Source organism: Bradyrhizobium sp. AUGA SZCCT0176 (genome assembly GCF_018130145.1).
Lineage (GTDB): Bacteria > Pseudomonadota > Alphaproteobacteria > Rhizobiales > Xanthobacteraceae > Bradyrhizobium.
This window is the reverse complement of record NZ_JAFCMB010000020.1, coordinates 1-14963: the sequence shown is the minus strand read 5'-3', so window position 1 is coordinate 14963 and position 14963 is coordinate 1. Positions and strand designations below refer to the sequence as shown.

Genomic DNA, 14963 nt, shown 5'->3' with positions numbered 1-14963 from the left:
CAATTGCGCCCCTGAGGTCTGGTGCTGCGCACCATCCCGGAATGACGTTGCCGCATCACTCGAACGTATTGACCATGCCGGCCTTGGCGAGTGCGGCCTTGCGTGCGCTCATCCACTCCTCGGTGAGTTTTGCCGGATCGGAAGCCGGGCTGCCCTTCATGTAGTCGGTCCACGCCGCGATCAGGACTTCCTGCCGCTTGAGCAGTGCGTTGTTGTGCTTCTCCTGGTCGTCGCTCCAGGCGCCCACCTCCTTGAGCGCCTTGACCGCGCCCCTGTGCGTCGGCACCGCCCAGTTCTTTGCCTGCGCCTTCACCGCAAGCCCGCTGGCGCCGGGCGCGTTGTCCTTGTAGCCGTCATAGCCGTCGATCATCGCCTTGGTCAGCATGTAGACCTCGTCTTCGGACTGGCTGCCATAGACGCTGTAGATCGGATACGGATAGGTGCCGACCTCGACCGGCTTGTCCTTGGAAAATTCGCCTGCGCCGCAGGTTGCCTTGTGCTCGGTGAAATACGGGCCGACCTTGCGCATGCGCTCCCATCCCGCCTTGTCGGAGAATGGCATCGCGGGCCAGGTGATACCGCGCGGCGATGTCTGCAGTTCCTTGGCGGGCCCAGAGATCGTCGAACCGAATACCGCATCGGTATCGTTGTTGATGATGCCTTTCCACATCGCATTGTTGCCCGCGAACTCGACGATCTTGACGTCCTTGGCCGTCAGATTGGCGAACGCCAGCACGGCAAGCGCATTCTGGTTGAGCGCGGGAGAACCGACCACGAAGCCGATGCGCTTGCCTTTCAGGTCGGCATAGGTCTTGACGCCGATGTCGGCGGCGACCGCCAGTGAAAGGCCGTTGCAGTCGATCGAGCTCAGCGTGATCTGGATGGGTTGCGGTCCCCATTCCCGGGTCGCGAATTCGAACACGCCTTCCTGCGCGAAAAAGACCCCGACGCCCATCGCCGAGATGCTGGCGCGGTTGAGGCGCAGCGGTTGCAGGCGGGCGACGTCGTTGCCGGCGGGCAGCACGCGCGCATCGCTGCCATACTTGTCCTTGAACATCTTGCCGACGGCAACCGTGATGTTGAAGCCGGAGGTCCCGGTGTCATAGGCGGTCATCGTCACGTTGGGCGGCAGTTTCACCTGTGCGACCGCCGTCGATGCCGCGACCACGGTTCCGGTCAGCGCGATGGCGGCAAGCATCATCTTCGGATTGATCATTCATCCCTCCCGTTGCGGCTGTCGTTGCAGCCTTGAGACGCTTTTCGCCGGTGCTTCCTTGCCCGAAACGGACGTCAGTTGGAAACAGGCGCTGCGTATTGACGCGAATGCTCGCGGATTTCCGCTCCTCCCGCAAGGCAGAAGCAGGGGGTATCGATCCGCGTCAGCTTGACGCGTTGCGTTGTCCGAAACGGCGGAGGGTGGCGGCCGGTCCTGATTCAGGTCAGCTTCGCCATGCCAAGCTCATCCGCGACCTGATCGAGCCCGCGCATCAGCGCCGGCGGAATCGGAATGCCATCGCGCATCCGCGCCTCGCGCGTGGCGTGGCTGCGCTCGCCTGGAACGAAGATCCTGTTCACGCCGGGCATCCGCTCGGAGTTTCTGAAATCGCGCACCAGCGCGTCGACGCTCGCCTTGAACACGTCAACATCGCCGAAGGCCGAGATGTTGATCGCGGCGACCGCCTGACCGGTATTGGTGACGCTGTCGTCATCATGGTTGAAGTCGATGACGTCCCGGCCCATCGCTGCACCACCCAGCGTGCCCGCGAGCAGGCCGATGATCATGGCAAGCCCATAACCCTTGTAGCCGGCCTCCATGCCGCCGAGCGGCAGCAGCATGCCTTCGTCGGCGCGCTTCGGATCGGTCAGCGGCTTGCCCTCACGATCGATCATCCATCCCTCCGGCATGGTCTCGCCGCGCAGTGCCTTGGATTTCACTTTTCCATAGGCCGCAACCGTCGTCGCCATATCGAGAATGATCGGCTTCTCATCACCGGCCGGAATTGCGGCTGCGATCGGGTTGGTCGACAGCAGCATGTCGAGGCCGCCCCAGGGCGGCAGATGGTTGGCGTTGCCGACCGCGAAATAGAGCCCGATCATGTCATGCTTCAGCGGCATCGACGCGTAGAGCGAGGCAGGACCCGCATGGTTGCTGTATTGCGAGTTGACCCATGCGATCCCCGTGGTGCGCGCCTTTTCGATCGCGATCTCGGCCGCGCGTTTCATCACGAGGTGGCCCATGCCGTTATCGCCATTCAGCAAGGCGGTGGAGGCGTGCTCGCGCACCACCGTGATGTCGGGTCGCACGTTGAAGCCGCCGGCCTTGATGCGGCGGGCATATTGCGGCAGCCGGCTGACGCCGTGGCCGTCCGATCCCTGCAGATCGGCTTCCGCCATCAGCGTGGCGACATCAGTGGCGTCGGCTTCAGGCAGGCCCAGCTTTGTCATGGCTTCGAGGATGAAGCCCTTCAGCCGGTCGAAAGTCACTGTCGATGTCGTCAGGATACCAACTCCCGTTTTCTTGTTGGCGCACTTGCGCTGGACATATCGTGGCAAATTCCTAGTCGGATAGGAAGCGCACCGATGATGTGGCGATGGCGACGGTCACGGCGGTGCCGACCTCGTGCAGCGTGTCGCCGGCGTGGAAGGGACAATCGACGGCGATGTTGGCGGCGCCTGCGCGCACGCCATAGCGCACGCTGGCGCCGAGGAATTCGCGATAGCTCACCGTGCCCGCGGCTTCTGTCCTGTCTGGCCCCGCGCTTTCGCCAGCGCCGATGATCGTGCAATCCTGCGGCCGGAACACCATGCGCGCCCCCGGCGCCAGCTTCCGGTCCACAGCAATCGGTATCTTCAGGCCGCCGGCCACCTCATAGGCGCGCGACGCGCCGTCGCCGATCACGCGGCCTTCGACAATGTTCGCCGTGCCGAGAAAGTTCGCCACGAACAGGTTGGCCGGCTGCTCGTAAAGGTCCTTCGGCGTGCCGACCTGCTGAATGACGCCCTGGTTCATCACCGCGATCCGGTCGCAAACCGTGTTGGCCTCTTCCTGGTCGTGGGTGACGAAGATGGTGGTGAGTCCCAGCCGTTGCTGCAGTTCGCGCAGCTCGCGGCGGACCTGGACGCGCAGCTTGGCATCGAGATTGGACAGGGGTTCATCGAGCAGCAGGAGCTTCGGTTCGACCGCGATGGTGCGCGCCAGCGCCACGCGCTGCTGCTGCCCGCCGGAGAGCTGCGCCGGGCGGCGTTGATCGAGGCCCGTGAGCCCGACGAGTTCAAGTGCGGCCGCGACCCGCGGGCCGATCTCGGCGCGCGGCACGCGCTTTTCCTCGAGGCCGAACGCGACATTGCGCGCCACCGTCATATGCGGCCACAGCGCATAGGACTGGAACACCATGCCGATGTCGCGCTTCCATGGCGGCAGAGCGGAAATATCCTTCTCTCCGACCAGCACGCGGCCACTGTCGGCATGGTTGAAGCCGGCGATCAGCCGCAGCAGCGTGGTCTTGCCGCAGCCGGAGGGGCCGAGAAACGCAAAGAACTCGCCGGGGCGGATATCGAGATCGATCGACTTCAAGACGTGATTGTCGCCATAGGACAAATTGACCTGTTCGATCCGGACACCGACGGCCGGTACGGCGATCGCTCGATTGGCTGTTGCGGCCGTCATGGTGCTGATAATCCCGGCATGAACATCAATGTCCTGATTGCGGCATGGCGCGGCCACGCTCGATCACGAAATGCGACAGGACCGTGCAGACCGCGACCAGCAGCACGGCGATGACGCCGAGCGCGGCGCCAGGGCCGCGGCCCGCCGCCGATTGCATCAGCACGTAAAGACCGTAAGCCAGCGGCGCATCGGAGTTGGACTGCACCAGCATCAGCGTCGCCGAGAGCTCGACGGCGGCGGTGGCAAAACTGGTGACGAAGCCGGCCAGCATGCCGCCCATCATCAGCGGTGTTACGATCCGGCGCACGGTGCGCAGCTTGGTGGCGCCGAGATTTTCGGCGGCTTCTTCGAGCGATACCGATATCTGCTGCAGCGCCGCGTAGCAGGCCCGCAACGCGTAGGGCAGGCGGCGGATCGCCAGCGCCAGCACGATCACGATCCACAGCGAGGCCAGCGGCGTGCCATCCCACAGTTTCACGCCGTAAAACGCGCGCAGATAACCGATGCCGAGCACGATGCCGGGGACGGCGAGCGCGGCCGAGGCCGCCCAGTCCAGCACGTCGCGCCCGACCAGTCTGGTGCGCAACACCAGATAGGCGATTGCCGTGCCCAGCACGACGTCGATCAGCCCGGCCAACGAGGCATAGATCAGCGTGTTCTTGATGTAGAGCGAGCTCTCGCCGAAAATCCTCGCGTAATGCGCCATTGTATAACCGTCCGGCAGCGGCGAGAACGACCAGATGGTCGAGAACGACAGCAGCAGCAGGCCGGCATGCGGTGCCAGCACCAGCAGCAGGATCAGCGTCACCGTCAGATAGGCGAGCACGCTTTCATACGGCCGCAGCACGCGCCGGGAGAGCCCGCCGCCGCCGCGCTGCACGGTCGAATAGTCGATGCCGCGCGTCGCCAGCGCCGAAAGTGCCATCGCCGCGACGGAGGCCACGATGAGCACCACCGCGATCACATAGCCCATGGGATCGGCGATCCCGATCGAGGTGACGCGCAGATAGGCCTGCGGCGCCAGCATGTCCTTGACGTTCAAAAGTAGCGGCGTGGCGAGATCGTCGAACACCTTGACGAACACCAGCGAGGCGCCCGCGATATAGCCGGGCATCGCAAGCGGAAACACGATGCGGCGGAACAGGCGAAATCCGGACGAGCCGAGATTTTGCGCGGCTTCCTCCATCGAGGCGTCGATGTTGCGCAGCGCCGCCGAGAGGTTGATCAGGATGAACGGAAAATAGTGGATCGACTGCACGAAGATGACGCCGTTCAGTCCCTCCATGAACGGGATCTTGAAGCCAAACCAATCGTCGAGCAGCAGGTTGACGCTGCCGTTGCGGCCGAAAAACAACTGCATCGCCACGGCGCCGACGAATGGCGGCATGATCAGCGGCAGAAATCCCAGCGTCTGGATCAGCACCGTGCCGCGAAAGGCAAAGCGCGAGGTGATGTAGGCGAGCGGCAGCGCCAGGATCGACGCCCCGACCACCGCCATCGCGGAGACGTAGAACGAATTCCAGAACGAACGCAGGAACAAATCGGTGCGGAAGAAATCGACGAAATTGACCAGGGTAAACGCGCCGCCGCCCTTTTCGGTGAACGCCACATAGATCACCGTCGCGGACGGCCACACCAAAAACAGCGCGAGGAAAACCGCAATGCCCAGCGCCAGTGCGATCTGCCCAGGCGTCGCCGAAAGTCTTGCGCGGGCGCGAGGGGCGGGGAGGGCGAGGCTCATGGGCGGTGCACCGACAACGTCGTCCCGGCGAAGGCCGGGACCCATACGCCGTGTCCTCGCGGTGAAACGTAGGCGTCAGCGACCTTCGTCAACAATAAACGCCGGTGGCTATGGGTCCCGGCGTTCGCCGGGACGACATTGAGGGATGATGGGCGCCCTCGCATCACTTCGCCAGCTTCGTCGCTTCCTCGGCCTTGGCTTGCGCCTGCGCGTAGCGTTCCTTGGCGAAAACCGCCCATTGCTGTTCCAGTTCGGCCTGCCGCGCGCCCTTCTGTTTTCCGCCGGTGAATGCGCTTGCCGTCTCCTTGGCGGAGGCGGCGGCTTCATCGACCGGCATAGCGGCGATCAGCTCGCGCGCTTGCGCGACGAGTGCGCGAGCTTGCGCATTGTCCTTCTTGGCAAGCGCGGCTTCGGCCTCGTGGATCGCCTTGGTCGCGGCCTTGAGCGAATCGAGCTGGAACGAAATCAGCTGGTCGAACAGCACGTCGACCACATCGTTGCGCGCTTCGGACTTGGCGACGTCGAACTTGATCATCGCGTTCAGCCGCGGATCCTTGAAGGGATTCGGGTAGTCCGCGGGCGCCTTGGCATAGACGTCGGGATTGACGGGGAGGCGGCGGATGCCCGGCTCGAACAGCACTTGCTGCCCGGCAGGCGAGAGCAGGAATTCCACGAAGGCCTCGGCCGCCGCCTTGTTCGGCGCGTTGGCGACGATGCCGACATTGGCCGGCACGATCGTCGTCACGGTCGGATAGATGAATTTGACGGGGAAGCCGGAGGCCTGCGCCGAGAAAGCGAAGAAGTCGATCACGATGCCGTAGCCGACCTGCCCGGAATTGACCGCTTCCGGCACCCCGAACGAGCGCTCGGTGATGTTGCGGAAATTGCCGGCCATCGCCTTGATGGTGCCCCAGCCCTTGGCCCAGCCTTCGCCCTGCAGCACGGCTTCGACGGTCAGGTGCGTGGTGCCGGAGCGCGAGGGAGCGGCGATCGAGACATGGTCGTAATAAACCGGCTTGGCCAGATCCTGCCATTCCCTGGGATCAGGCAGCTTGTTGGCCTTCACGTAGCGTTCGTTCCACATGATGCCGTAGCCGGACGCGGCAAAGCCGAAATAGAAGCCGGCGGGGTCGTTGATCGGAAATTGCCCGATCTTCTCGGGAATGCCTGACGCCTTGGGCGCGTATTTCTGCAGCAGCCCCTTGCCCTTGAGCACCTCGAACGCATCAGGCGCCGAAGCCCAGAACAGATCGACCTGGTTGCTGGATTTGGTTTCCTCGAGATATTTCACACCGGCATTGGTGTTGCGGTTCTGCACTTCCAGCGTCACACCCGGCGTCGCCGTCTCAAATGCCTTCTTGACGGGGTCGGTGACGTCCTTGGCAAAGGAGGTGACGACCGTGACCTTGCCGGCGGGTGCCTGCGCGAACGCCGCGGTCGAGACCAGCGCTGCGCAAAGCGACAGCATCAACAGCCGATGCATCATGTTTCCCCGTTTGCTTGTTCTTGTCGTTGCCGGTGGCCGCGGAAGCGGGCGGGGCCTAGCTCCCGCCGAACGCCTTGAAGGTGATGATGGTGTGGGTGTCCTGGATACCGGGAATGACCTGCACCTTCTCGTTGACGAAATGACCGATGTCGGTGGCGTTGTCGACGTAGAACTTGACCAGCAGGTCGTAACCGCCGGCGGTGGAATAGATTTCCGAGGCGATCTCGGCTTCCGCGAGCGCATTGGCCACCGCATAGGACTGGCCGAGCTTGCATTTGAACTGGACGAAGAAGGGAACCATGGTTGTCGTCTCCGAAGGGAAGATTTGTGCTCAATATAGCGTTTTCAAGCGAAGTGGATACCGGTTCGCATCAGGAAAACGCGTCAGAGTCAGAAGGCCAAAAACGGGAGCCCGTGGCAAGCCAACTTGCTGGGAATGGAACGGCGCGCTAGGACAGTTTATGATCCCGAACACACCTTTTGCACGAGGCGGGCGATGACACCAATCGCGCTGACCATCGCTGGCTCCGATTCGTCCGGCGGCGCCGGAATCCAGGCCGACCTGAAGACGTTTGCCGCGCTCGGCGTCTATGGCGCCTCGGTGATCACGGCGCTGACGGCGCAGAACACGACCGGCGTCAGCGGCATCCATCAGGTGCCGGCGGAGTTCATCACCGCCCAGATCGATGCGGTATTCTCCGATCTCGCCGTCGGCGCGGTCAAGATCGGCATGGTGGCGCAGCCCGCCAGCATCGATGCCATCGTCGCGGGGCTGACGCGCTGGTCGCCGAAGCATGTCGTGCTGGATCCCGTGATGGTCGCGACATCAGGTGACCGCCTGCTGGCCGCGGAAGCCGTCGATGCGCTACGCACCAAGCTCATTCCGCTCGCCTCGGTCATCACGCCCAATCTGCCGGAAGCGGCGGCCTTGCTCGATGAGCCGATTGCGACAGACGAAGCCGCGGTCGAAAATCAGGGCAAGCGATTGCTGGCGATGGGCTGCCGCGCGGTGCTGATCAAGGGCGGCCACGGGGAGGGCGCCGAGAGCACCGATTATTTTATCGACGCCGGGAAGACCATCACGCTGGCCGCGCCGCGCGTCGCCACCAAAAACACCCACGGCACCGGCTGCTCGCTGTCGTCGGCGATTGCGGCCGGACTGGCGAAGGGCGAGAACATGGAGACCGCCGTCCGCAACGCCAAGGCCTGGATCAGCGCCGCGATCGCAGCCGCGGACCGCTTCAGCGTCGGCCACGGGCATGGCCCGGTGCATCATTTTTATAAGTATTACTGAAGGCAGACGTTACTGGAAGCACCGCCGCAGCCGCGGCTGTTCCTTGTCCGAATGGCCCATTGGCGGGGCCATGCCCGGCGCCTATAATTCGCCGCCTGTAATTCAAGTGAATCGCGACGTCGCCAACGCGCGGACCAATGTCGCAATATCCGGGAGAGAAACGCCGTGAGACAACAAACCCTGCGCTACGCCATATTGACCGTTCTGGCGGGCCTTTCCATTGCCGCAAATCCGGCCCAGGCTCAGACATGGCCGGATAAGCCGATCACGTTCGTGGTGCCGTTCGCGGCCGGTGGCGGCACCGACGCCTTCGCGCGCCCGCTCGCAGCCCAGCTCGACACCCAGCTCGGCAAACGCGTGCTGATCGAAAACCGCGCCGGCGCCGGCGGCACGGTGGGCGCCTCCGCGGCGTCCAAGGCCGCTCCCGACGGCTACACCTTCTTCATGGGCGCGGCGCATCACGCCATTGCACCCTCGCTCTATCCCAATCTCGACTACGACATCGAGAAGGATTTTGTCGCGGTTGCGCTGATCGCGCGTCCGCCGCAGGTGATCGTGGTCAACCCCGACAAGGTCGCCGCCAAGACGCTTGCCGAATTCATCGCGTTCAACAAAGCGAACCCGGGTCAGTTGAACTACGGCTCCGCCGGCGCCGGCACCACGCATCATCTCGCGGGCGAGTTGTTCAAGATCCTGACCAAGACCAACCTCCAGCACGTCCCCTATCGCGGGGCGGGACCTGCGATGCAGGATCTGATCGCCGGCCATGTGCCTGTCGTGTTCGACGGCATGGGCTCGTCGGCTGCGCCGATCAGGGCCGGGCAGCTCCGCGCGCTAGCGGTCGCCGCACCGAAGCGGGTGGCGGCTTTCCCCGACCTTCCCACGGCCAAGGAAGCCGGTCTGCCCGATTTTGAAGTGGCGACCTGGTACGGACTGTTCGCGCCGAAGAACACGCCGCCGGCAATCGTCGAACGCATGATCAAGGAGCTGCAGCAGGCGATGCAGGTGGCTGCGATCAAGGAGGCCTGGGAGCGCAACGGTTCTGATGTCCCTGACGTGACGGGCCCTGCATTCGCGAAGATGGTGTCAGCCGAAGTCGTGCGCTGGCGGAAGGTCGTGAAAGAGGCCAATGTGAAGCTGGACTAGAGAGCGTTTTCCTTGCTCCAATGCGGGCACCGCTGATCGGTGCCCGCCCGCCGCTGCGCATAGCGCCGGCCGCTGAAGTAGCCCTTCCACGCATCCCCCAAAGTTCGCTAAGATGAGGACTGAAGGCCGCGGAGGCCTCGCTGCCGCGCGCCAACCGGTTTGCAATTCCAGGGAGTAATCACATGAAACGCCGTACGTTCCTCAAAGGCGGCGCCGTGGCCGGCGCAACGACGCTGGTTGCGGCACCCGCGATCGCGCAAGCCGCGCCCGAGATCAAGTGGCGCCTAACCTCGAGCTTTCCAAAGTCGCTCGAGACCATCTACGGCACGGCGCAGACGTTTGCGAAATACGTCGCTGACGCCACCGACAACAAATTCCAGATCCAGACGTTTGCTGCAGGCGAGATCGTGCCCGGCCTGCAGGCGCTCGATGCCGTGAGCACCGCAACCGTCGAGATGGCGCAGACGCCGCTCTACTTTTACATCGGCAAGGAGCCGGCGCTCACCTACGCCACCGGCGCACCCTTCGGCATGAACCATCGCCATCAGCATTCCTGGTGGACGTTCGGCGGCGGCGCTGAACTCTGCAACGAGGCGCTGAAGCCTTTCAAGGCGCATGCGATCCTGTGTGGCAACTCCGGCACGCAAATGGGCGGCTGGTTCCGTAAGGAGATCAAGACCGCCGATGATCTCAAAGGCCTCAAGTTCCGCATCGCGGGCATGGGCGGCCATGTGCTGGCAAAGCTCGGCATCGTGCCGCAGCAGATCGCGGGCGGCGACGTCTATTCGGCGCTCGAGAAAGGCTCGATCGATGCTGCGGAGTTCGTCGGTCCCTATGACGACGAGAAGCTCGGCTTCTACAAGGTAGCAAAATACTATTATTACCCCGGCTGGTGGGAAGGCGGCGCCATGCTCCACATGATCGTCAACGACGAGAAGTGGAATGCGCTCCCCAAGCAATACCAGGCGATCCTCAACCAGGCAGGTGCGGCGGCAGGCGCCTGGATGATCGAAAAATATGACAGCGTCAATCCAGCCGCCCTGAAGCGGCTGATCGCGGGCGGCGCCGAACTGCGCGCGTTCCCGCAACCGGTCATGGAGGCCTGCTACACCGCCACGCAGGACCATCTGAACGAAATCGCCGAGAAGAGCCCGCTCTTCAAGAAGACAAAAGAGAGCCACGACGCCTACATGAAGGAAGTGCTGTTCTACACGCAGATCGCGGAAAACTATTACGACAATTATCTGCTCAGCAAGATGCGCAAGGGCTGAGTCCGGCCGGTGGCGGAGGCGGATGGCTTGCTGGTCCATGATCGGCATGCCGTCCTGCTGATCACCACATCGCCAACCGGCTGCCGTCGCAAGTCCTGCATGAACGCGACACGCGGGGCCATTGGTAAGCTCTGTCATGTCCGCTGTACGCCGGCAGCGTCCAGGTCGAGCACCGCAGCGAAGCGACGCCGTGTGCCAACAGCGGACATTCTTACACCCGCTCAGAACAGAAAGACCGTCTAGCGGCGTCCTCGAACTTATTTTCTGAGACCAGCTTTTTGCAGGTCGGTTTCCGAAATTCCCATCAACCTACCCTTGCGGGTTACCCAGCCGCGCGACTCAGCCAATGTCACGCGCGCCCTTTCAGGTGTGACCTCGTGAACAGACCGAAATACGACTGGTGTGACTTGTGCACCCTTGCTGTCGATCAAACCCCATTTCTCGCCGGTCTGCACGCTTGCCCAAACTCCGTGAAAATCTTCCGCCAGGTCAAACTGCGCGGATATCCGCATATTGCCTTCCGCATCGACGTAGCCCCATTTGCTGCCGACGCGCACGGGAACAAGCACGGCGCGACTTGTTGCCTTGACTTCGTTCCATGATGCCGTGGTTGCCTTTCGGGTCTCAAGATCGACAAAGCCCCAAAGCTCGCCATCGCGAAACGTCGCCAGTTTGCCGTCCCCTTCATAGTTGTTGTCGACCTGGTCAAACCTGGGGGGCAAAATCCATTTGCCGGCGGCGTCCATAATCCCGCGTTTGCCTTGAAATTCGACGATAAATGCAACCGTTTTCGGTCCGAGTGGCATCATGGGCTCCGGATCGAATACGTCCAGTGGTTCGACGCCATCAAACTCCGCCGCGATGGGAAAATTGCCCTTCATATCAAGGGCGCCCCATTTGTCTTGAACGCGAACAGCAATGGGCATGCCATCTGCGGATGGATTTCCTGCATCCGCCAGGCCGTCTCTGATGACGACGCCGTTCCGGCCGACAAGGGAGAAGGACTGTTCCTTCCGTACGATCGTGGCCTCCGAATAACGGAACGGGCGGCATTCATCGAAAGCAGGCGGTATGACCACAAGGCCGGCGCGATCGATGTATCCGCACTTTCCGGCACGGCTGACGCTGGCGAGTTTATTGTGGAACATGCCCGCCGCATCCCAGCGCTGGGCGCTGATGGGCTGACCGCCCTCTGCGAGGTGGCCAAACAGGTTGCCTTCCTTGAACAGAAGCGGAAATTCGTGCGAACGCCAGCCTATCTCTTCATACTTCGGCTCAAGGATGACCCTGCCTTTTCCGTCGGCAAGACCGTACAACCCGCCGCGGCCGACAGCGATGTATTCCGGTGCGTGGCTCAATCGACGATCAAGTTTGATTCCGTAGAAATCGTCCCAGAGTTCGGAATTCAGCGGCCGGAGCGCATAATCGGTCAACAATTGCTGGCGGTTGACCTGCACGCTGTTTGCTCCGCCGCTCATGGTCAATCTGGAGGACCGAGGTTCCGTGATGTAGCGCCCGTCGCGATCGATTGATCCAACCCGGCCGCCTCGCCATACGAGACCTGCATCTTTAGTCCAATCGTTGGCTGCCTCGAACTCCGGCGCGATGATGAACTTGCCTTCATCGTTGATGTAGCCGCACCGCTCTTTCGCAATACAGGCGCTCAGTAATTCTTGTTGAGGCTGAAAAATCCAGATGATGCCGCCGACCGCGGCTGCGGCAATCAGCGTAGCAATAACGATCAGTTTCTTCACGGAGCACCCCGGGCGTGGAATGGTCGTGGTATCCCGGTGTCGTCTAGAATGCCTTAATAAGCTTGGAGGTCCGGCATCGATGTTTCCAGACCCTTACTGCATTTGGTGAAATCAATTCGATCAATGCCGGGCTGTCTATTCGGTTCGGATGATCCGCACCTGCGCCAAGCGCCTGACCGACGAGCGCCAATTGGAGTCATGCCAAACTCTGCTTTGGGTCATTCGCGACCCGGTCAGGCCGCCGGCTTACCCGGTCATGTCCGCAGTCCCGAATTGCAGCTTCCCGGCGAGGGATGAGTATTGCTAAAATTTTACACAAATTGATAACTGGCGAAAAACTGCTTCGGCAAAATCAAGACCATCCTAAACCCGGCCTTTATCGCGGGCGTGCATCCTCCTGCAAAAGGAGGCGCATAAGCGATGCCCATATTTCAGTATTTTTACGTCGTAGGGTCGGCACTGTTCATATTGCTGTTTGTTTCCGATGCCTGCTTGCGCGACAGCGAGAGCGATTCACGCTTCGACGGGTCGCTCTATCAAAGCGCCATCTACGCACCCCGGGCGGTGGAAACCCTCAACGAGCCTCGCTTCACGCGCGATGCGACGCCGGCCGACCGCGTCAGGGAAGTGTTTGCCCAGTTCGTGCCCAATGAAGGCAAGCGCAGCAAACGATACTCTTCGGTGGCAACGCGCGGGACCTAGAATATCTTCCGCACGCCTAACGCAGTGCGCGCGATGCAATCACGCGCAGTGCCGCAACAGCTATCGTCAGGCCACGGCCTCGATCGCCTTGCCGTTGACGCGCGTCTCGTCCGTCAGATTATCGACCGTGACATGGGTGTCGTACCAGGTCAGGCGAGGCCGCACCCCGAAGCGTTTGGTCAATTCCGCCACGCGTTCCTCCGTGAACCAGGCTTCCGCCGATTGGCGGCTGTCCCAGAGATAGACGCCGCCGGTACCGGTTTCGCCATTCAGGTAGTCCTTTCGGATCAATCCTTTGGTGGCGAGGCCGCGGTAGGTCGGCGCGCTCGACGTGCCGCCCGTGATTGCCTGTTCCTCTGATCGCTTCGGCAGATCGAACTGAACGACAACGATGCAATTGGCCATGGCGGTTTCCTAGGTCGGTGAGTGGACGGGGTAGCGGTAGGCGCAGTCCGCGCGCGTGCAGTTTAGTCTAGTTGCCGAGCTTGATGCCGGCGTCCTTGATCACTTTTGCCCATTCGGGCGTTTCCTTCGTGATGACGGCCGCGAACTCTGCCGGCGTATTGCCGACCGGCTCGAGCCCGAGTTCGTCGAACTTCTTGCGTACCTCCGGCAGCGCCAGCGCCTTGACGGTTTCGCCGTACAATTTGTCGATAATGTCCCGTGGCGTGCCTGACGGCGCGAGCAGGCCGAACCACGGCACGGCCTCGAAACCGGGAAACCCGGATTCCGCCATCGTCGGCAGGTCGGGCGCCAGGGCCGAGCGCTTGACCGAGGTGATGGCCAGCGCGCGCAATTTGCCTTCCTTGGCCAGCGGCACCACGTTCACGATATTGGCGAACGACATCGCGATGCGGTTGGCGAGCAGGTCGGGCATCAGCGCCGTGGTGCCGCGATAGGGGACCGATGCGATGTCGACACGCGCCATGTATTTGAACAGTTCGGCGCCGAGATGTTGCGACGTGCCGACGCCGGCATGGCCATAGGAGAGTTTGCCGGGCTGCGCCTTGGCGAGCGCCACCAACTCCGCCACCGTCTTGACAGGTTGCTCGGGCGGAACGGCGAGCACGTTCGCCGCGATGAATACCTGCGAGATCGGCGCAAAATCCTTGACCGGATCGAACGGCAGTTTGTCATACAGGCTCGGATTGATGACGAGCGCCGAGTTGCCGCCCATCAGCAGCGTGGTGCCGTCGGCGGCCGACTTGGCGACGCGTTCGGTGGCGATGTTGCTGCCGGCGCCTTGCAGGTTTTCGACCACGAACGGCGTGCCCCATACCTCGGCAAACCGTTCGGCCAGAATGCGCGCCGCAAGGTCCGGCGCAGTGCCGGGCGTGAAGCCGACTAGGATCTTCACCGGCTTGTTCGGATAGCTGGACTGCGCCGATGCCGTCTGCGCCGTCAGCAGCACCAGCAGCGCGGCGGACAGGCTCGCTACGAACTTCATCGTTTCCTCTCTCGTCCTGCATGCCGGTTTGCGCGGTCATTGCCGCAGGACCTCGAGGAAGTGTGACAGCAGCAACCGCTGCCGGCAAGTAGCCCGCATGAGCGCATGCGATATGTGGGGTCGATGCGACATAAGACCCGGATATCGCGTTGCTCATCCGGGCTACGGACTACCGACGGCCAATTCCGCAAGTGCGACAAATCAACCCGTCGGGCAAATCAGTTCTGATTTACGGAAGTCGTGTCAAGCCCCGAAATGAAAAATATTTCGGTTTACCAGAATGAAAATCAAGTGCATATCTTTTGCTATCCCGTCCTACTCAGAAGGGCGTCGGCCGTCGTCACGGACGTTGGGCGGGTTGCGGTGGACGCTGGTTTACGCTGAGACGACGGCGTGGACGGGCGTACGGCAAAACCGTGTGGTCCTGGCACCCGTTGCAGGTGTCAAGCCGTCGG

13 protein-coding genes are annotated in these 14963 nt (G+C 62.4%); 4 read left to right on the top strand and 9 right to left on the bottom strand.

Features of this window, described 5'->3' with window-relative positions; translation table 11 throughout:
• Positions 1-55 precede the first annotated feature (55 nt).
• From JQ600_RS30285 to JQ600_RS30260, 6 genes are all read right to left on the bottom strand, one after another.
• Positions 56-1216 carry a TAXI family TRAP transporter solute-binding subunit gene (locus JQ600_RS30285; RefSeq protein WP_212391861.1) on the bottom strand — a complete coding sequence of 387 codons (1161 nt, stop codon included), beginning with the start codon at positions 1214-1216 and terminating at the stop codon, positions 56-58.
• 218 nt (positions 1217-1434) lie between these two features.
• The gene (locus JQ600_RS30280) at positions 1435-2484 is read right to left on the bottom strand and encodes an Ldh family oxidoreductase (RefSeq protein WP_312011132.1); all 1050 of its coding nucleotides are present in this window, start codon (positions 2482-2484) and stop codon (positions 1435-1437) included.
• Positions 2485-2557: 73 nt separating this feature from the next.
• Positions 2558-3667, bottom strand: a complete 1110-nt coding sequence (locus JQ600_RS30275) for an ABC transporter ATP-binding protein (RefSeq protein ID WP_212391863.1) — start codon at positions 3665-3667, stop codon at positions 2558-2560.
• A gap of 25 nt (positions 3668-3692) precedes the next feature.
• On the bottom strand, positions 3693-5408 hold the full coding sequence (locus tag JQ600_RS30270; protein WP_212490211.1) for an iron ABC transporter permease: 1716 nt from the start codon (positions 5406-5408) through the stop codon (positions 3693-3695).
• A 163-nt stretch (positions 5409-5571) separates the two neighbouring features.
• Complete coding sequence (locus tag JQ600_RS30265) at positions 5572-6894, bottom strand: ABC transporter substrate-binding protein (protein ID WP_212391867.1); 1323 nt, start codon at positions 6892-6894, stop codon at positions 5572-5574.
• Between the two features lie 55 nt (positions 6895-6949).
• Positions 6950-7195 carry an Lrp/AsnC ligand binding domain-containing protein gene (locus JQ600_RS30260; protein ID WP_212490210.1) on the bottom strand — a complete coding sequence of 82 codons (246 nt, stop codon included), beginning with the start codon at positions 7193-7195 and terminating at the stop codon, positions 6950-6952.
• A gap of 195 nt (positions 7196-7390) precedes the next feature.
• On the opposite strand from JQ600_RS30260, the gene thiD reads away from it, so the two are divergent.
• The 3 genes from thiD to JQ600_RS30245 all read left to right on the top strand — a co-directional run bounded on the left by thiD (position 7391) and on the right by JQ600_RS30245 (position 10605).
• Positions 7391-8188, top strand: coding sequence for a bifunctional hydroxymethylpyrimidine kinase/phosphomethylpyrimidine kinase (thiD, locus tag JQ600_RS30255; protein ID WP_212391869.1), 798 nt, complete (start codon positions 7391-7393; stop codon positions 8186-8188).
• Positions 8189-8353: 165 nt separating this feature from the next.
• A complete protein-coding gene (locus JQ600_RS30250; protein ID WP_212391870.1) occupies positions 8354-9334 on the top strand; it encodes a tripartite tricarboxylate transporter substrate binding protein in 981 nt (326 codons plus the stop codon).
• Positions 9335-9516: 182 nt separating this feature from the next.
• The gene (locus JQ600_RS30245) at positions 9517-10605 is read left to right on the top strand and encodes a TRAP transporter substrate-binding protein (RefSeq protein WP_212268982.1); all 1089 of its coding nucleotides are present in this window, start codon (positions 9517-9519) and stop codon (positions 10603-10605) included.
• A 257-nt stretch (positions 10606-10862) separates the two neighbouring features.
• Here the strand turns inward: JQ600_RS30245 and JQ600_RS30240 are convergent, their stop codons facing one another.
• Positions 10863-12359, bottom strand: a complete 1497-nt coding sequence (locus tag JQ600_RS30240) for a WG repeat-containing protein (protein WP_212268983.1) — start codon at positions 12357-12359, stop codon at positions 10863-10865.
• Between the two features lie 420 nt (positions 12360-12779).
• Here JQ600_RS30240 and JQ600_RS30235 point away from each other — a divergent pair, with 420 nt between their 5' ends.
• A complete protein-coding gene (locus JQ600_RS30235; protein WP_212391871.1) occupies positions 12780-13061 on the top strand; it encodes a hypothetical protein in 282 nt (93 codons plus the stop codon).
• Between the two features lie 66 nt (positions 13062-13127).
• Here JQ600_RS30235 and JQ600_RS30230 read toward each other — a convergent pair whose 3' ends face one another.
• On the bottom strand, positions 13128-13466 hold the full coding sequence (locus JQ600_RS30230; protein WP_212268985.1) for a monooxygenase: 339 nt from the start codon (positions 13464-13466) through the stop codon (positions 13128-13130).
• A 67-nt stretch (positions 13467-13533) separates the two neighbouring features.
• Positions 13534-14508 carry a tripartite tricarboxylate transporter substrate binding protein gene (locus JQ600_RS30225; RefSeq protein ID WP_212391872.1) on the bottom strand — a complete coding sequence of 325 codons (975 nt, stop codon included), beginning with the start codon at positions 14506-14508 and terminating at the stop codon, positions 13534-13536.
• Positions 14509-14963: the final 455 nt, after the last annotated feature.